Origin of the sequence: Bacillus sp. AY3-1, assembly GCF_008368785.1 — a bacterium.
Classification (GTDB): domain Bacteria; phylum Bacillota; class Bacilli; order Bacillales; family Bacillaceae_G; genus Bacillus_A; species Bacillus_A wiedmannii.
Window position 1 is genome coordinate 139019 of sequence record NZ_QORZ01000017.1, and the last position, 17223, is coordinate 156241.

The following is a 17223-nucleotide window of genomic DNA, read 5'->3' on the forward strand; positions in this document are numbered from 1 at the left end:
TACACGCTTTTTCTATTACATTACTTCGCTACTTCTTCAATAATTGCAACAACTAATTCCGCTGTTTTTGCTAATTCTTCAACAGGAATCTTTTCGTTTGTTGTATGAATTTCTTCATAACCAACCGCTAAGTTAACTGTTGGAATACCGTGTCCTGCAATTACGTTTGCATCACTTCCGCCACCACTTTGGTGAAGAGAAGGTGTACGACCAATGTTTTCAGCTGCACGTTTTGCAACTTCTACAACGTGATCGCCATCAGCAAATTTAAATCCTGGGTACATAACGTTTACTTCAACGTCTGCATGACCACCCATTTCTTTTGCAGTTGTTTCAAATGCTTCTTTCATTTTCGCAACTTGTACTTCCATTTTTTCGTTGATTAAAGAACGCGCTTCTGCAAAGATTTGTACATGATCGCAAACGATATTTGTTTGTGTACCACCTTCAAAACGTCCAATATTTGCAGTTGTTTCAGAATCAATACGACCAAGTGGCATCTTCGCAATTGCCTTCGCTGCGATAGTAATTGCAGATACACCTTTTTCTGGTGCTACACCAGCATGAGCTGTTTTCCCGCGAATAATCGCATTCACTTTCGCTTGTGTTGGAGCTGCAACAACGATTTCACCAACTTTTCCATCGCTATCTAATGCATAACCGTATTTCGCTGTAATGCGCTCACGATCTAATGCTTTTGCACCAACAAGACCAGATTCTTCTCCAACTGTAATAATAAATTCAATTTTACCATGAGGGATGTTTTTCTCTTTTAAAACACGAATTGCTTCGAACATTGATGCTAATCCAGCTTTATCATCCGCACCTAAAATCGTAGTACCATCTGATACGATATATCCATCTTTAATAGAAGGCTTAATTCCATTACCAGGAACTACTGTATCCATATGAGAAGTAAAGTAAATTGTATCAACACCATCTTTTGTTGCTGGTAAAGTACAAATTAAATTACCTGCACCATGCCCAGTAACAGCCATTGTGTCATCTTCAAATACTTCTACACCTAAATCTGTAAACTTCTTTGTTAATACTTTACAAATTTCTGCTTCAAATTTCGTTTCAGAATCTACTTGTACTAATTCCATAAATTCATTTACTAAACGTTCTTGATTAATCATAAGACTGCGCCTCCTGCACTACCATTATGTATGTAACACTATTAATTATAACAGAATTTCGCAAAAGTTTCGAAATACAAGACAAAAAACAGACGGTTTATATGTCTAGATAACCATCTGCTTTCTATTACTCATTTAACAATACCCAGCGCATATGATCTTCCCATACTCCATTAACCATTAGCATTTTCCTAGACACGCCCTCATATTGAAAGCCTATCTTCGTCACTACTTGTATAGATGCTAAATTTCGTGGCATAATCGGTGCTTCTATACGATGTAACTGAAATTCCTCAAAAGCAACTTGAATCGCTTTTCTAAGCGCTTCTGTCGTATAACCTTTGTTTAACTCTGCCTTATCTAATTTATAGCCGAGTACACAAGATTGATAAATTCCGCGAACAATTAAATTAAATGAAATACATCCAATTATTTTCGTATCATCACCCTTTTTAAAAATCCAAAGCCTGATGATTTTACCTTCTGCAAACTCTTTTCTATCCTTTTGTAACTTTTTCTTCTGATAATCTAACGTAAAAAAATCATCCGGTCTATACTCTTCCCAAGCTTTTAAAAATTCACGATTTCTGTCGTAATATTGAAGAACTTTTTCAGCATACGACTCATCAATTTCCCTTAAATGTAAACGATTTGTTTCATATATTTTCATCATCGTATCTCCATTCTTCAGCTTGCATAACAAAAAACTTATACTCTATCATTAATTATATATTCTCTACATACATACAAATTTCCTGTTATACTTTACACGCACTTCTCGAATTTTGTCACTTCTCTCCCCTTGTCCACAATATCATTTCTCGTTACAATAATATTGTACTGATTTGCAAGGAGGCTTAACGATGCATAAAAAAGCTCAAAAAGTTATGATTTATGTAATGCTAATTTCTATGCTTGTAACAACATTACTTGCTGGCGCAAGTATGTTTTGGTAAAAAGGACGATGTGTTCGTCCTTTTTTTACTTTTTACACATAACATAATAAAATAAACCATCTCGATATCGAGATGGTTTATTTTATATAAAGCACAATCGCTACAATACTAAAGGAGAATGACATTACAAGTGCTGTTATAAAACTTGTATATTGTTTCTGCTGAAATGCTCCAATAACAAAAGTAAGATTGAGTAATGCCATACATACAATTGCTACAAGATAAGAACATATATTAAAAGTTGCCAATATGAATGTAATAACAAATAGAAATCCCATAAAAAATTGCATATACGAAATTTTTGGATTCAAGTACATATGAGCAACCCCTTTATCTAATTTTTTATCCCGATTGGTGAGGGCTGATAATCCGCGGGTAAAAAACATCCCACTGATTAAAGTTTCACTTTATCTTTCTATACTCTCATTAACTCATGGTTATGTACACATGTCAAGACAACTTATTACAGTAGAAAAAGCCAACCTTTTCGTTGGCTTTTTCATATGCAATGGCTCCTTTTTGTTTTGCCAATTGCTGAAATGATTTTTTCGACTTCACAATCCATACTTTCGTTCCAATTGGAATGCGGTCAAATAAATATTCCACATCGTTTTTCTTCATTCTTATACATCCTTGTGAAATATACTTTCCAATTGAACTAGGTTGGTTTGTTCCATGTATTCCATATTTACTTCCATCAGTTTCTCTTGCATTAAATCCAATCCACCTTGACCCAAGTGGATTTTTCGGTGACCCACCTGGAATATCCTTCGCAATATAATACGGATCCTTTGCTTTCATTACAACATCAAAAGTTCCCTCTGGAGTTAATTCATTTGTTTTCCCTGTCGCTACTGGAAAAACCTTTTGAATCTTTCCATCGTCAATATAAGCTAGTTTATTCGTCGCTTTATTTACAATAATAAAAGGATCTCCAGCACGTGGATTGTCACCAAGAGGCCAAATAGGCGATAAAGAAAGACATAATATGAAAGAGAGAAGATACGGCATAATAATTCCTACCTTCTATATAAGTTCTTTTATATTATCCTTTCCCTTAAAACGGCTTTTAATGAGTAAATATTGTTCCATTTCATACACAAGTTGAACAAGCTTCGCACGTATCTCAAATTCTTCACGTGTAACGGGCAATGGCATGTCTCTAAATAATTCTCTCATTTCTTGAAGCTGTCTTAAGGAAATAACCCCAGTACTCTCAGGGCTAATAGCATTTCCAATGTTTTCAACCACATCCGCAATCATATCAGCTTGTTCATATGTCCATGATAAAGAAGCTGCTAATGGTATCATCCGTTCTAAAATTTCGAATTGTTGCATGCGCATATTAAAATAACGATAATAATAGCCATCTTCTCGCATAAATGCATTCTCAAGTTTCTTAAACGATAAATCCCTTGCTTCATTTAGCATATTTTCAGTTTCAATAAGTTCTGCCCCGCTCCAGCTACTTTCTCTGTTTCGTAAATACACGACCATTTCAAACAAAATTGTTTTAAAATTACTTTCTATTGTATCCTGATACTCTTTTAGCTTATTTTCACTACTTGGCATATACATATTCACTAATAAAGCCACGCTAATTCCTATCGTTAATATCGCAATTTCATTCCCAACAATAAGCCATGTAATTTGTTTCAATGAATATAGATGCATCACAATAACTGAACTTGTGACAATACCTTCTTGAATTTTAAGCATAACTGCAGTCGGAATAAATGTAAGTAATAATATACTAATTGCAAGTGGTGTATATCCAATTGTTTCAAAAATACAAAAAGCGAATACCATTGATAATACACAAGCTAAAAAACGATGTAACGACACTTGAAGTGATTTACGTTTCGTATTTTGTACACATAATATAACTAAAATGCCCGCTGAACTATAAAATTCTAATCCTAATAACTGCGCAATAAAAACTGCTGCGCCTGTCCCTATTGCTGTTTTTACTGTACGGTATCCAATTTTGAACATAGCACTGCTCCTATATGTATAAACGTATTTACAGTTAGTATAAAAAAAGGATGACACAATGTCATCCTTTTCTTCTTATTATTCACGCAACCTTTACATATTACAATATTTTTTGTAAAAATTGTTGCGCACGTTCACTTTTCGGTGCTACAAAAAATTCTGTTGGCGCGCTATCTTCTACAAGCTTTCCACCATCTAAAAAGAGAACACGATCTGCTACTTCTTTTGCAAATCCCATTTCATGTGTAACAATCACCATTGTCATTCCTGTCGTAACTAATGATTTCATAACTTCTAACACTTCTTTTACCATCTCTGGATCTAGTGCTGATGTTGGTTCATCAAATAACATAACTTCTGGTTCCATCGCTAACGCTCTCGCAATTGCTACACGTTGCTTTTGTCCTCCCGAAAGACGATTGGGATACGTATCTTTTTTATCTAATAAACCGACCTTTTCTAAAAGTTTCTCGGCTTTCTTGTCAGCTTCTTGTTTCGTTACTCCTTTTACATTGATAGGAGCATACGTAATATTTTCTAATACAGTCATATGAGGAAATAGGTGAAAATGCTGAAATACCATTCCGACATTTTCACGAACGTGCATAATATTCGTTTTCGGATTCGTTACTTCTTCTGTTCCAATCCAAATGTGACCATTTGTCGGTGCTTCTAGCACATTCATACAACGTAAAAATGTTGATTTCCCTGATCCAGACGGTCCAATAATTGCTACTACTTCCCCTTTTTCAATCGTTGTTGTAATCCCTTTTAATACTTCGTTTTTTCCAAATGATTTATGAAGGTTTTCAATTTTAATCACTTTTCTTCATTCTCCCTTCAATTGCCTTCCCGACTAATGTAAGAATAATGACTAACATATAATAAATTAATCCAACAAAAAGTAATGGTTCAAGATATTTAAACGTCTCACCGCCTACAATGTAAGCACGGCGCATTAAATCGGTCGCTCCTATTACTGTTACTACAGCCGATTCTTTCGTAAGTGTCGCAAACTCGTTCACAAGCGCTGGTAATATATTTTTTAATGCTTGAGGGAAAATGATATTTCGCATCATTTTCCCGTAAGGAATCCCTAAAGCCATCGCTGCTTCTGTTTGTCCTTTATCAACCGCTTGAATGCCGGCACGAATTACCTCTGACATATATGCACCTGAATTTAAGCTAAATGCTAATACAGCTGCTACGAATGCTGGTATTTCATAACCAATTATTTGCGGGACACCGAAATAAATAATCATTAATTGCAATACAAGTGGTGTACCACGGAAAATTGATGTATAAAAATCTGCCGCTATATTTAATGCTCGTATTCTAGCAATTTTGCAAAGCGCTAATAACGTTCCTAAAATAAACCCAACTAACGCTGATACTGCTACAATTTTTAAAGTAACTTCTAGGCCTTTTAGTATATATGGTATCGAAGGCGTAATCGCCGAAAAATCTAAGTTCATTCTTTTCATTCCCCTCACAGAAAAGTGAAAGGCAGCTTACTTCTCGCTGCCAAACCATTTCTTCACTAATTTATCCATTTCTCCATTTTCTTGCATTTTTTTAATTACTTTATTAAATTCTGCTGTTTTATCACTGTTTTTCGGAAGGGCAATTGCTGCTCCTACTTCTTCTGGTGCTTCTTTAATTTCAATTCCTTGTAATTCTTTCATTTTTTCTAAATAATTTTTAGCAACTGTGTCTTCTATAATTGCAGCGTCAAAACGACCAGCTTTAATTTCTTGTACGATTTCTGGTATACGGTCACGTCCCTCAACTTTGAAATCTACTTGTTTTTTAAATTCTGCTGCTTTCTCTTCTTGGATAGATCCTGTTTGTACCCCTACTTTTTTCCCTTTTAAATCCTCTACAGATTGAATATTGGAATCCTTTTTAGAAACGACCATGTTTTTCGCAACAAAATATATATCTGTGAAATCAACATTATTTTTACGCTCTGCCGTTGGCGTCATACCTGCCATTACGAAATCAACTTTTCCTGAGCTAAGAGATGCTAATAAACCACCAAAATCCATATCTTTCACTTTCACTTCATAACCAAGTTCTTTTCCGATATATTTAGCAACATCAACATCAAAGCCGATAATTTCATCACTTTTTGAGGCTTCTACGTATTCATATGGTTTATAATCTGCTGAAGTCCCCATAACCAGTACTTTCTTATTTTTTCCAGTAGCCTTTTCTTCCCCATTACTACAAGCACTGAACATACTTACAATTAAAATAAGTGCAAACGATATTGATAATAACTTCTTCATCTTTCTTCCCCCTAATAATGTATATTTAAAAGTTTAATAGAATATTCATTCGATGTTTGTATTGTATCAGCACTTTCATTTTTATGCAATATATAAAATAAAAATAAACAAAATATCAATACAAACACCGTTTTGTATGTATAAAATGTTGCATAAAACAACACAACTATGCATATCCCATAAATTTTAATACTAAATAAAAAAAGGCGGTACATCCACTTCATTGTGGACGTACCGCCTTTTTTTATTTACCCCGCATTAACTGGCAGTAAAAGCCCGATTGGTGAGGGCTGATAATCAGTGGGGGATGCCCCCACTGATTAAAGTTTCACTTTATAGTTCTTCACAATTCTCTTCGAAATAAGATTGTAGTTTTGCAATAACTTGCATTGGTTCATGACCTTCAATTTCATGACGTTCTACCATCGTTACAATTTTTCCATCTTTTAATAAAGCGAATGATGGAGAAGAAGGTGGATATCCTTCGAAATATTCACGAGCTGTTGCTGTTGCTTCTTTATCTTGACCTGCAAACACCGTTACAAGATGGTTAGGACGTTTATCATAATGTACGGAATGCGCAGCAGCAGGACGAGCAATACCACCTGCACAACCACATACAGAGTTTACCATTACAAGTGTTGTTCCATTTCTTTTAAACGCTTCTTCTACTGCTTCCGGCGTCGTCAATTCTGTATATCCAGCAGAGACAATCTCTTCACGTGCTTGGCGGACAACATCATTCATAAAAAAGTTAAAATTAATCAATCTTTTCCCTCCTCTAAAACTATCTATTTGTATCTTACCAGTTAATGTTTATGAAATACAAGTAAGTTTACTTGTATTTCAGCATAGAAAAGGTGTTAGAACCCTGTTCTAACACCTTTTCGTTACTTTTCCATAATTTTCATATATTCAGCAATCATTTTTTTATGCGATCCTACAATATAATCAGGTAGTTCTGTTAGTGGGAAGAATGCAAGCTGAACCGCTTCTTCTTTATTCATAACAAACTCCCCTTCATATTCCTCGGTATAATAGGCTGTCGTTACGGATTGAAATTCATCACCATTTGCTAGTTTTGTAAAATAATTCGCTCCAGAAAATACATTAATTAATCGCAAGTTCTTCACTTCTATTCCTGTCTCTTCATATACTTCACGGCAAGCTGTTTCTTCTGGTGATTCGCCAAGCTCCATTAATCCGCCAGGCAATCCCCATTTTCCGTAAGGCTCTGTTCTTTGCTGTAATAAAACATCCCCATTTTCATTTATAACGAGTACAACAGCACCAACTAAAATTAAAGGGCGATGACCAACTATTTTTCGTAATTCTTCTACATATCCCATCGTATCGCCTCCTTTTTCGTTGTCCACACTATTGTATCATATGTATGAAACGACAAAATGCGTATATTTTTCATTTTTTTAACAAAATATTTATTTTATGTGCTTCATCTACTGTAGCTAACATAATGGATTCAACTTCTGCGTTTTTCTCTAGAAATTCTCTCGCCCATTCTTCTGTTTTCCCTAATAAAGCAAGAACATCTTTCTGAATGCTCCCATCCTTTACTAATACAAATGAAACTGGAGATTTTTTTCCCGCCACTTTCAGATCAAGCCGCGAAACTCCTTCATATTCTGGATACTGAAATATAGAAACGACACCGTTCGCTTCCCATAATGCTAATTTAATCTTTTGAATATCACTCACATTTCGCATACGAAGTTCCGAAAATAAATATTCCACCGTAATTCTCGCTTTTTTCAAATTGCTAAAATCAATGGAACCATTGTGTATAAGAATAATAGGTGCTGGCTCTAAAAAGCGTCTCCATCTATCCCATTTCAACATTAAGACTGAGCTTATAATGTGAAGTACAACGAGTATGAACGTTGTAATCATCGAGCCGAGTAATCCCACTTTTTCATCAGATAATGCGTTAGAAATATTCCCACCAAGCAATAACACTAATACAACATCTAAAAAACGAAGTTGCGCGATGGACCTTTGCCCCATCGCTTTCGCAACTAATATTAAAAATATGTATGCTATAATAGCCCGAATAACCCATTCACTATTAGAAAGATGCCGTGCCCCTTCAAAAATATGCATATGCATCACTTTGCACTCCTTACCCATCTCAAACTGCTACTTTTCTTTAGTTTGCAACGTTTAAGAGCATATATGTAAAAAAGCTGATTCGTTTTTAAACGAATCAGCTTTTCTTACTTGACGGAAAACATATACTTTTTATACGTTTTTCGTACGGATAATATGAGACCCATCATAATCATATTCGAGAACAAGGAACTCCCCCCATATGATAAGAACGGTAATGCAATCCCTTTTACAGGCATTAATCCAACGATCATACCGATGTTTTGGAATATTTGAACCGTTAATATTCCGATTGATCCAGCACATAATAATGTACCGAATAAATTATCAGCAGAATAACCGATAATAATTGTTCGATATAGTAGTAATAGGAACAAGAATACAACTAACGCTGCTACGATAAATCCACCTTCTTCGGCAATTGTAGCAAAAATAAAGTCAGTATGCTTCTCAGGGATATAGACGTTCCCTTCGCCAAATCCTTTCCCTTCCATACCGCCACTACCTACAGCTAAGATCGATTGCTGTGTTTGATAACCTTGATCTGTATGTTCAAATGGATCTAACCAACCTAAAATACGTGATTGTTGGTGAGGTTTTAGTAACGTAACTAACTTATTAAAGAAGAAATCCTCATACCTTACGTAAATAAATATTAACGCCGATAGTATGGTGACTGGAATAACTGTACATAACGCTATCAATTTCTTCTGAATACCTGACATAAATAAAATACATGCAATTGCAGCAGCATATAAGAACACCATCCCTGTATCCGGTTGGCTATATACAACAGCCATAGGCGGAAGGGATACAAGCACAATTTTACCTACTAATTGTAAATCCGTTTGGAATGTCCTTGCCATATACTGCGCATTATGTTTCACTGCTATACTTGCTACTACGAGAAGCAATGAAATTTTGAAAAACTCAGATGGTTGAATTTGTCCAACTAACGGAAATACAAACCATCTTTTTGCACCTAATTTTTCAGGTGTGAAAGTGGAAACCGGTAGTATTTTCAAAAGAATAAGTGAACCAAATCCGACGATATAAAGTGGCCAAGACAATTTTTGTAATTGATCTAAGTCGATGCTTGCAACAAGCAATAACAATACAACTCCAATTATGTAGTTCAAACCCTGTTTCATCGCAAAGTTTGCCTCTCCATATTGGCCAGTTTGCTGACTGCTATATATAGCAGCTATACTCGTAACACATAATGCTAACAAAATTAATATTAATTTTACATCTAAACTTTTTAGAAACTCGGTACTTCTTTTCATGACATCCTCCTGAAACATTGTTACAGCAAAATAAAAAACCAGGAGTCAACATTCTTCATGTTTTGACGACTGATTACACATTATCTATAAAACACTTATATAGAATAACTCTCTTTTTCATACAATACAATATATTATACTACAGTTTCGTCAGTAAGATTTGCCAAAAAAATTATTCTTTTCTTATTTTATATCCATATACCATATATCAGCAATGTATTTTCATAAATTCCTAATACATAATCGTTCATTGTAAGATTACTGGGGAAGATATTATACATATAGTAGGATGTAGATGAAGAAATAAGATGATAAAAAGCTCGCATAAGCGAGCTTTTTATTAATATACAGATGTATTATTTTCTGACGTATTTTCTAAAATTTCTTTTACACGTCCTAAGAACTTACCACAAATTAAGCCATCTAGTACACGGTGATCAAGTGATAAACATAAGTTAACCATGTCGCGAGCACCGAACATACCATTTTCCATAATTACTGGGCGTTTTACAATTGATTCAACTTGTAAAATAGCCGCTTGTGGATAATTAATAATACCCATAGATTGAACAGAACCGAATGATCCTGTGTTATTAATTGTAAATGTTCCACCTTGCATTTCGTCCGCTTTTAACGATTTCGTACGTACTTTTCCTGCAAGCTCTGTAATTTCACGAGCGATACCTTTAATCGTCTTCTCATCCGCGTGTTTAATTACTGGTACAAATAGTTCGTCCTCTGTTGCAACAGCGATAGAAAGGTTAATATCTTTCTTCTGAACGATCTTATCGCCAGCCCACATTGAATTGATTTGAGGATACTCTTTTAACGCTTGCGCTACTGCTTTTACGAAGAAAGCAAAGAACGTTAAATTAAAGCCTTCGCGCTTTTTGAAATCACCTTTAATTGAATTACGGTATGACACAAGGTTTGTCACATCTACTTCAATCATCATCCAAGCATGTGGCGCTTCGTGTTTACTACGTAACATGTTCGCTGCAATTGCTTTACGCACACCTGTTACTGGAATTTCGATATCGCCAGGCATTGTTGGTACAGAAACTGGTTTTGCAGCTTCTACTTTTTGTGCTACTGGCGCTGCTTTTGGTGCTTTTGGTGCTTCTGGACGCGCTTCTACTACTGCTGCTACCGCTTCCTCTTTCTTCGCACCTACTTGCGGAATATTTCCAGATTCCACTAGCTTTAAAATATCTTTACGAGTGATACGGCCATTTGCTCCCGTACCTTCTACTAAATCTAAATCAACATTATGCTCACCTGCAAGTTTTAAAACAGCTGGTGAAAAACGTGGTTTTCCATCAGTTGGTTGTTTTGCTTTCGGTGCTTTTTCAGGCGTAGCTACTTCTGCCTTTGGTTCTTCTTTTATTTTTTCCTCAACAGCTGTCGCTGCTACTTCATCTGCGCCTTCTACTTGAATAACACAAACTACTTCACCTACAGCTAACGTCTCACCTTCACCAGCAATTAATTCTTTCACAATACCAGTGAAAGAAGATGGTACTTCAGCATTTACTTTATCAGTCATTACTTCTGCAAGCGGATCATACTTGTTTACGTGATCGCCAACATTAACGAGCCATTTACTAATTGTACCCTCTGTAACGCTCTCCCCGAGCTGAGGCATTGTGATATTTTCTACAGCCATGTATAGTCCCCCCGATTAAAATTCCGCAAGTTCACGCATTGCTTTTTCAACTTTATCTGGATTTACCATAAAGAATTTTTCCATTGTTGGTGCATATGGCATTGCTGGAACGTCTGGACCTGCAAGACGTGCGATTGGCGCATCTAAATCAAACAGACAGTTTTCAGCAATAATTGCTGCCACTTCACTTATAATACTTCCTTCTTTATTGTCTTCTGTTACAAGAAGAACTTTACCTGTTTTAGAAGCTGCTTCAATGATTGCTTCTTTATCTAATGGATATACAGTACGTAAATCAAGAACATGTGCAGAGATGCCATCTTGCGCTAACTTTTCAGCTGCTTGAAGAGCAAAATGAACACATAATCCGTAAGTGATAACAGTAATATCATCACCTTCGCGTTTTACATCTGCTTTTCCGATTGGTAATACGTAATCATCCTCTGGCACTTCACCTTTAATTAAGCGATATGCACGCTTATGCTCAAAGAATAATACTGGATCTTCATCACGAATTGCTGCTTTTAATAAACCTTTTGCATCATATGGTGTAGAAGGAATAACAATTTTTAAACCTGGTTGGTTCGCAAACATCGCTTCCACAGATTGTGAATGATACAATGCACCGTGAACACCGCCGCCAAATGGCGCACGAATTGTAACTGGACAAGTCCAATCGTTATTAGAACGATAACGAATTTTTGCTGCCTCAGAAACAATTTGGTTTACTGCTGGCATGATGAAATCAGCAAACTGCATTTCAGCGATTGGACGCATACCATACATTGCCGCACCAATTGCTACCCCAGCAATTGCAGATTCTGCAAGCGGTGCATCAAGCGCACGATCTTCACCAAATTGATCATATAATCCGTGTGTCGCTTTAAATACGCCACCTTTTTTACCAACATCTTCACCTAAAACAAATACTTTCTCATCGCGTTCCATTTCTTCGCGCATTGCTAATGTAATAGCATCAATATAAGACATTACAGCCATGAAACGTTCCCCCCTATTCTGCGTATACGTGCTTCAATGCATCTTCAGGTGCTGCATACGGAGCATTTTCTGCATATTCTGTTGCTTCATTTACGATATGCATAATTTCGTCTAACATTTGTTTTTCAAATTCCTCAGTTAACACGCCAGCTTCTTTTAAATAAGCTGCAAATGTTATAATTGAATCTTTTTTCTTTGCTTCTTCTACTTCTTCTTTATCACGATAAACACGATCATCGTCGTCACTAGAATGTGCTGTTAAACGATATGATACTGTTTCAATTAAAGTTGGGCCTTCACCACGACGGCCGCGGTCTGCTGCCTCTTTTACAGCTTTATATACTGCAAGCGGATCGTTTCCGTCTATTGTATATCCAGGCATACCGTAACCAATTGCACGGTCTGATACGTTTTTACATGCTAATTGTTTTTCAACTGGAATAGAGATTGCGTATTTATTATTTTCACACATGAAAATAACAGGTAGTTTGTGTACACCAGCAAAGTTTGCCCCTTCATGGAAGTCACCTTGGTTTGAAGAACCTTCTCCAAATGTAACGAACGTTACTAAATCTTTCTTTTCCATTTTTCCAGCTAATGCAATACCAACTGCATGTGGTACTTGCGTTGTTACTGGAGATGACCCTGTCACAATACGATTTTTCTTTTGACCGAAGTGACCAGGCATTTGACGACCACCAGAGTTTGGATCTCCAGCTTTCGCGAAAGCAGACAACATAAGCTCTTTAGCTGTCATACCGAACGCTAGTACAACACCCATATCACGGTAGTATGGTAATGCATAATCTTTCTCTCTATCAAGAGCGAATGCTGCTCCAACTTGTGCAGCCTCTTGTCCTTGACAAGAAATTACGAATGGAATTTTACCCGCACGGTTTAATAACCACATACGTTCGTCGATTTTACGTGCAAGTAACATCGTACGGAACATTTCTAATACTTGCTCATCACTTAAGCCAAGCTCTTCATGGCGCTTTTCTTTTACTTCTGCCATTTTTCATAACCTCCTAAATCCACATTTTTATGCGTGTAACGCTTTTCCATCTACAGCTAATGCTGCTTCACCAATCGCCTCAGATAATGATGGATGCGGATGAATTGTATGTGCTACTTCCCACGGTGTTGCATCAAGTACTCTTGCAAGACCAGCTTCAGAAATCATATCTGTTACATGTGGTCCAATCATATGAACACCAAGAATGTCATTTGTTTCTTCATCAACTACAAGTTTTACGAAACCATCTGATTCGCCGTATACAAGTGCTTTTCCGATTGCACGGAATGAGAACTTACCTACTTTTAACTTATAGCCTTTTTCTTTCGCTTCTTGTTCTGTTAAACCGACAGAAGCAACTTCCGGACTGCTATATACGCATTTTGATACCATAGAGTAATCAATTGGTGTAACTTCTTTACCAGCAATATGTTCTACTGCAACAATTCCTTCATGAGAAGCAACGTGAGCAAGTTGTAAGCCACCGATTACATCTCCGATTGCGTAAATATGAGATTCTTTCGTTTGATAAAACTCATTTGTTTGAATGTATCCTTTTTCCACAACGATATCCGTATTCTCTAAACCAATATTTTGCGTATTGGCTTGTCTTCCTACAGATACAAGCATTTTTTCTGCTTTAAATTCTTTATTCTCACCGTTATGTTCAGCTTGAATTGTTACTCCATTATCTTTTACCAATGTTTCTGGTAATACTTTTGCACCAGTTACCACTTTAATACCTTTTTTCTTGAATAGACGTTGCATTTCTTTTGAAACGTCCTGATCTTCTAGTGGTAATATCGTTTTCGCATACTCTAATACTGTAACTTCTACACCGAAGTCAGCAAGCATAGATGCCCACTCAATACCGATTACACCGCCACCAACGATAATAATCGAGCTAGGAAGCGTTTCCATTTTTAGGGCATGATCGGAAGACATAACATACTCTCCGTCTAATTCTAAACCTGGTAATGAATTCGGACGAGAACCTGTTGCAACAAGTACATTTTTTGGAATTAACATTTCATTCTCTTCTCCACTTGCAAGTTCAACTGAAATTGTCCCTGGCATTGGAGAGAAAATAGATGGGCCAAGAATACGGCCAATACCTTCAAACACATCAATTTTACCTTGTTTCATTAAGTGTTGAACGCCTTTATGAAGTTGCGTTACAATCTTCTCTTTACGCTCTTGCACTTTCGCAAAGTTTAGTTCTACATTACTTGCAATAACTCCGAACTCTTCGCTTTTTTTAGCAGTTGCGTAAACTTCCGCACTACGTAAAAGAGCTTTACTAGGAATACATCCTTTGTGCAAACAAGTACCACCAAGATTTTCTTTTTCAACAAGTGCAGTTTTTAAACCTAGTTGTGACGCTCGAATAGCAGCAACATATCCACCAGTACCGCCGCCAACGATGACTAAATCATATTCTCTTGCCATTATCTCAACCCCTAGCTACTGTTTGTTTTTCTCGTACAACATACTCTTTCGGCGCTTCTTCTTCACGTAATACACGAAGTGCTCCTTCTGCTAATGCTTGTAATTCATCTTCTCCTGGATGTACGATAACATCTGCAATCCAGTCAACACGTTCTTTTATTTCATCAACAAGAATTTTACTGTACGCAAGTCCACCAGTTAAAACGATTGCATCAATTTTCCCGTGAAGTACAGCGCTAGCTCCGCCAATCTCTTTTGCAACTTGATATGCCATTGCTTTATAAATAAGAGTTGCTTCCGGATCACCTTTTTCAACCATTTGTTCTACTTTGATCGCATCATTTGTACCGATTAGGCTTACAAGTCCACCTTGTCCAACAAGTTTTTTAACCATTTCGTCACGGTAATACTCACCAGAGAAACACATCTCAACTAATTGCCCTACCGGTACTGTACCCGCACGCTCTGGACTAAATGGTCCTTCTCCGTTTAAGCCGTTATTCACATCAATAACTTTTCCTTTTTTATGAGCACCAACTGTAATACCGCCACCCATATGTGTAACTAATAAATTTAAATCCTCGTATTTGTGATTTAATTCTTCAGCTACTTTACGGGCAACCGCTTTTTGGTTTAATGCATGGAAAATACTTTTACGTTCCATACCAGCAATACCGCTTATACGAGCAATCGGCTCCATTTCATCTACAACGACAGGATCTACTATGAATGCCGGAATATTTAATCCAGAAGCGATTTCATATGCTAAAATGCCTCCAAGGTTTGAAGCATGATGACCGCTAAACCCATTTTTTAAATCTTCTAACATCGAATCGTTTACTGTGTATGTTCCGCCTTCGATTGGACGAAGTAATCCCCCACGCCCACAAACTGCGTTTAATTTTGAAATGTTAATACCGTGAGAATGTAGAACTTCTAAAATCGTTTCTTTGCGAAACTCATACTGATCGATAATTCTCTTATATTTTCCAATTTGTTCTTCGTCATGACGAATAGTTTCTTCTAAAACAGGTCTTTCATTATCAAAAACACCAATTTTTGTGGATGTACTACCCGGATTAATAACAAGAATTCGATTTAAAGACACTGTTGCTACCTCCACTAATAAATTCAAAAGGAGGTGGAAACCTCATAAGAGGTAACCACACCTTTTGTAAAAGTAATATATGAATGATTAGCGACGGCTAATAATGTCATGACCGTTGCGTAAGTATGTGCTACGAGAGTTTTTCAAGCTTGCAATGCGCTCTTCAGCTAGACGATCTGCTGCTACATAAGTTGCTATGCCATCACGTTTTGAAATTTCGATTACTTTTGCAATTGTGTCATAAATAGACTCAACACGTTTTAGTGCACGTTCTCTATTGTATCCATATAATTCGTCTGCTACGTTAATTACACCACCAGCATTAATAACATAGTCTGGTGCGTATACAATACCCATTTCATGAATCATGTCGCCGTGACGATTTTCTTTTAATTGGTTATTTGCAGAACCTGCGATTACTTTTGCTTTAAGTTGTGGAATAGTTTCGTCATTAACTGTTGCGCCTAATGCACATGGTGCGTAAATATCACATTCAACACCGTAAATTTCATTTGGCTCAACTGCTGATGCACCGAATTCTTCTACCGCGCGTTGTACAGCTTCTTTATTAATATCTGTAACGATTAATTTTGCTCCTTCAGCATGTAAATGTTTGCATAGGTGATATGCTACATTACCAACGCCTTGAACCGCAATTACTTTTCCTTCTAAATTATCAGTACCGAAAGCCTCTTTCGCAGCTGCTTTCATACCACGGTAAACACCGTATGCAGTTACTGGAGATGGGTTACCAGAAGAACCGAATGATGGTGAAATACCTGTTACAAAATCAGTTTCTTCGTGGATAATATCCATATCATCTACTGTTGTACCAACATCTTCAGCTGTAATGTAACGTCCGTTTAGTCCTTGAATGTAACGTCCTAATGCACGGAACATCGCTTCGCTCTTATCTTTACGTGGATCACCGATAATTACTGTTTTCGCACCACCTAAGTTTAAGCCAGCTGCTGCGTTTTTGTATGTCATCCCTTTTGCAAGACGCAATGCATCTTCAATCGCCGCTTCTTCAGAATCATATGTCCACATTCTTGTTCCACCAAGAGCTGGTCCAAGTGTTGTATCATGAATTGCGATGATTGCTTTTAAACCAGATTCTTTATCTTGACAAAATACTACTTGCTCATAATCATATTTTTCTAAGTATTCGAAGATTTCTAATGTCATTGTCGTT

At 36.6% G+C, this 17223-nt stretch carries 19 protein-coding genes; 1 reads left to right on the forward strand and 18 read right to left on the reverse strand.

Going from position 1 to position 17223, the window contains the following annotated elements; all coding sequences use genetic code 11:
* Positions 1–20: 20 nt before the first annotated feature.
* Positions 21–1139, reverse strand: a complete 1119-nt coding sequence (locus tag DN389_RS16180; protein WP_000609805.1) for a tripeptidase T — start codon at positions 1137–1139, stop codon at positions 21–23.
* A gap of 127 nt (positions 1140–1266) precedes the next feature.
* Positions 1267–1812: a GNAT family N-acetyltransferase gene (locus tag DN389_RS16185; RefSeq protein ID WP_002008488.1), complete on the reverse strand. Its 546-nt coding sequence runs from the start codon at positions 1810–1812 to the stop codon at positions 1267–1269.
* Between the two features lie 190 nt (positions 1813–2002).
* On the opposite strand from DN389_RS16185, the gene prli42 reads away from it, so the two are divergent.
* A complete protein-coding gene (gene prli42, locus DN389_RS16190) occupies positions 2003–2095 on the forward strand; it encodes a stressosome-associated protein Prli42 (protein ID WP_000549038.1) in 93 nt (30 codons plus the stop codon).
* 77 nt (positions 2096–2172) lie between these two features.
* On the opposite strand, the gene DN389_RS16195 is transcribed toward prli42, so the two are convergent.
* The 16 genes from DN389_RS16195 to DN389_RS16280 all read right to left on the reverse strand — a co-directional run bounded on the left by DN389_RS16195 (position 2173) and on the right by DN389_RS16280 (position 17216).
* Complete coding sequence (locus tag DN389_RS16195; RefSeq protein ID WP_000281162.1) at positions 2173–2412, reverse strand: DUF3894 domain-containing protein; 240 nt, start codon at positions 2410–2412, stop codon at positions 2173–2175.
* A gap of 133 nt (positions 2413–2545) precedes the next feature.
* Positions 2546–3106, reverse strand: a complete 561-nt coding sequence (locus tag DN389_RS16200; protein WP_064474843.1) for a L,D-transpeptidase — start codon at positions 3104–3106, stop codon at positions 2546–2548.
* 15 nt (positions 3107–3121) lie between these two features.
* Positions 3122–4090 carry an aromatic acid exporter family protein gene (locus DN389_RS16205; protein ID WP_000472675.1) on the reverse strand — a complete coding sequence of 323 codons (969 nt, stop codon included), beginning with the start codon at positions 4088–4090 and terminating at the stop codon, positions 3122–3124.
* A gap of 100 nt (positions 4091–4190) precedes the next feature.
* Positions 4191–4913, reverse strand: a complete 723-nt coding sequence (locus DN389_RS16210; RefSeq protein ID WP_087985156.1) for an amino acid ABC transporter ATP-binding protein — start codon at positions 4911–4913, stop codon at positions 4191–4193.
* On the reverse strand, positions 4906–5565 hold the full coding sequence (locus DN389_RS16215; protein WP_001046922.1) for an amino acid ABC transporter permease: 660 nt from the start codon (positions 5563–5565) through the stop codon (positions 4906–4908). Before DN389_RS16215 ends, DN389_RS16210 begins: the two co-directional genes overlap by 8 nt.
* A gap of 36 nt (positions 5566–5601) precedes the next feature.
* Positions 5602–6381 (reverse strand): transporter substrate-binding domain-containing protein, encoded by a 780-nt coding sequence (locus tag DN389_RS16220; protein ID WP_000735475.1) that lies wholly within the window; start codon positions 6379–6381, stop codon positions 5602–5604.
* A gap of 333 nt (positions 6382–6714) precedes the next feature.
* A complete protein-coding gene (locus DN389_RS16230; RefSeq protein ID WP_002008492.1) occupies positions 6715–7128 on the reverse strand; it encodes a BrxA/BrxB family bacilliredoxin in 414 nt (137 codons plus the stop codon).
* A 143-nt stretch (positions 7129–7271) separates the two neighbouring features.
* Positions 7272–7730: an NUDIX hydrolase gene (locus tag DN389_RS16235; RefSeq protein WP_098189937.1), complete on the reverse strand. Its 459-nt coding sequence runs from the start codon at positions 7728–7730 to the stop codon at positions 7272–7274.
* 70 nt (positions 7731–7800) lie between these two features.
* Positions 7801–8505, reverse strand: coding sequence for a DUF421 domain-containing protein (locus DN389_RS16240; RefSeq protein ID WP_098189936.1), 705 nt, complete (start codon positions 8503–8505; stop codon positions 7801–7803).
* A gap of 107 nt (positions 8506–8612) precedes the next feature.
* The gene (locus DN389_RS16245) at positions 8613–9791 is read right to left on the reverse strand and encodes an FtsW/RodA/SpoVE family cell cycle protein (RefSeq protein ID WP_000831201.1); all 1179 of its coding nucleotides are present in this window, start codon (positions 9789–9791) and stop codon (positions 8613–8615) included.
* 340 nt (positions 9792–10131) lie between these two features.
* Complete coding sequence (locus DN389_RS16255) at positions 10132–11457, reverse strand: dihydrolipoamide acetyltransferase family protein (RefSeq protein ID WP_098189935.1); 1326 nt, start codon at positions 11455–11457, stop codon at positions 10132–10134.
* Positions 11458–11472: 15 nt separating this feature from the next.
* Positions 11473–12456: a 3-methyl-2-oxobutanoate dehydrogenase subunit beta gene (gene bfmBAB, locus DN389_RS16260; RefSeq protein ID WP_000290073.1), complete on the reverse strand. Its 984-nt coding sequence runs from the start codon at positions 12454–12456 to the stop codon at positions 11473–11475.
* 13 nt (positions 12457–12469) lie between these two features.
* The gene (gene bfmBAA, locus DN389_RS16265) at positions 12470–13471 is read right to left on the reverse strand and encodes a 3-methyl-2-oxobutanoate dehydrogenase subunit alpha (protein ID WP_000852549.1); all 1002 of its coding nucleotides are present in this window, start codon (positions 13469–13471) and stop codon (positions 12470–12472) included.
* A 27-nt stretch (positions 13472–13498) separates the two neighbouring features.
* Entirely contained in the window at positions 13499–14920 is a 1422-nt protein-coding gene (gene lpdA / locus DN389_RS16270) for a dihydrolipoyl dehydrogenase (protein WP_000090438.1), read from the reverse strand.
* Positions 14921–14924: 4 nt separating this feature from the next.
* Positions 14925–16028 (reverse strand): butyrate kinase, encoded by a 1104-nt coding sequence (gene buk / locus DN389_RS16275; RefSeq protein ID WP_000056195.1) that lies wholly within the window; start codon positions 16026–16028, stop codon positions 14925–14927.
* 87 nt (positions 16029–16115) lie between these two features.
* A complete protein-coding gene (locus DN389_RS16280; RefSeq protein ID WP_000171359.1) occupies positions 16116–17216 on the reverse strand; it encodes a leucine dehydrogenase in 1101 nt (366 codons plus the stop codon).
* Between the last annotated feature and the right edge of the window lie 7 nt (positions 17217–17223).

What these genes read in the sequence shown, in the direction of transcription:
- DN389_RS16180 (WP_000609805.1), bottom strand. Translation starts at nt 1,139, where the DNA reads ATGATTAATCAAGAACGTTTAGTAAATGAATTTATGGAATTAGTACAA.
- DN389_RS16185 (WP_002008488.1), bottom strand. Translation starts at nt 1,812, where the DNA reads ATGATGAAAATATATGAAACAAATCGTTTACATTTAAGGGAAATTGAT.
- prli42 (WP_000549038.1), top strand. Translation starts at nt 2,003, where the DNA reads ATGCATAAAAAAGCTCAAAAAGTTATGATTTATGTAATGCTAATTTCT.
- DN389_RS16195 (WP_000281162.1), bottom strand. Translation starts at nt 2,412, where the DNA reads ATGTACTTGAATCCAAAAATTTCGTATATGCAATTTTTTATGGGATTT.
- DN389_RS16200 (WP_064474843.1), bottom strand. Translation starts at nt 3,106, where the DNA reads ATGCCGTATCTTCTCTCTTTCATATTATGTCTTTCTTTATCGCCTATT.
- DN389_RS16205 (WP_000472675.1), bottom strand. Translation starts at nt 4,090, where the DNA reads ATGTTCAAAATTGGATACCGTACAGTAAAAACAGCAATAGGGACAGGC.
- DN389_RS16215 (WP_001046922.1), bottom strand. Translation starts at nt 5,565, where the DNA reads ATGAACTTAGATTTTTCGGCGATTACGCCTTCGATACCATATATACTA.
- DN389_RS16220 (WP_000735475.1), bottom strand. Translation starts at nt 6,381, where the DNA reads ATGAAGAAGTTATTATCAATATCGTTTGCACTTATTTTAATTGTAAGT.
- DN389_RS16230 (WP_002008492.1), bottom strand. Translation starts at nt 7,128, where the DNA reads ATGAATGATGTTGTCCGCCAAGCACGTGAAGAGATTGTCTCTGCTGGA.
- DN389_RS16235 (WP_098189937.1), bottom strand. Translation starts at nt 7,730, where the DNA reads ATGGGATATGTAGAAGAATTACGAAAAATAGTTGGTCATCGCCCTTTA.
- DN389_RS16240 (WP_098189936.1), bottom strand. Translation starts at nt 8,505, where the DNA reads ATGCATATGCATATTTTTGAAGGGGCACGGCATCTTTCTAATAGTGAA.
- DN389_RS16245 (WP_000831201.1), bottom strand. Translation starts at nt 9,791, where the DNA reads ATGAAAAGAAGTACCGAGTTTCTAAAAAGTTTAGATGTAAAATTAATA.
- DN389_RS16255 (WP_098189935.1), bottom strand. Translation starts at nt 11,457, where the DNA reads ATGGCTGTAGAAAATATCACAATGCCTCAGCTCGGGGAGAGCGTTACA.
- bfmBAB (WP_000290073.1), bottom strand. Translation starts at nt 12,456, where the DNA reads ATGGCTGTAATGTCTTATATTGATGCTATTACATTAGCAATGCGCGAA.
- bfmBAA (WP_000852549.1), bottom strand. Translation starts at nt 13,471, where the DNA reads ATGGCAGAAGTAAAAGAAAAGCGCCATGAAGAGCTTGGCTTAAGTGAT.
- lpdA (WP_000090438.1), bottom strand. Translation starts at nt 14,920, where the DNA reads ATGGCAAGAGAATATGATTTAGTCATCGTTGGCGGCGGTACTGGTGGA.
- DN389_RS16280 (WP_000171359.1), bottom strand. Translation starts at nt 17,216, where the DNA reads ATGACATTAGAAATCTTCGAATACTTAGAAAAATATGATTATGAGCAA.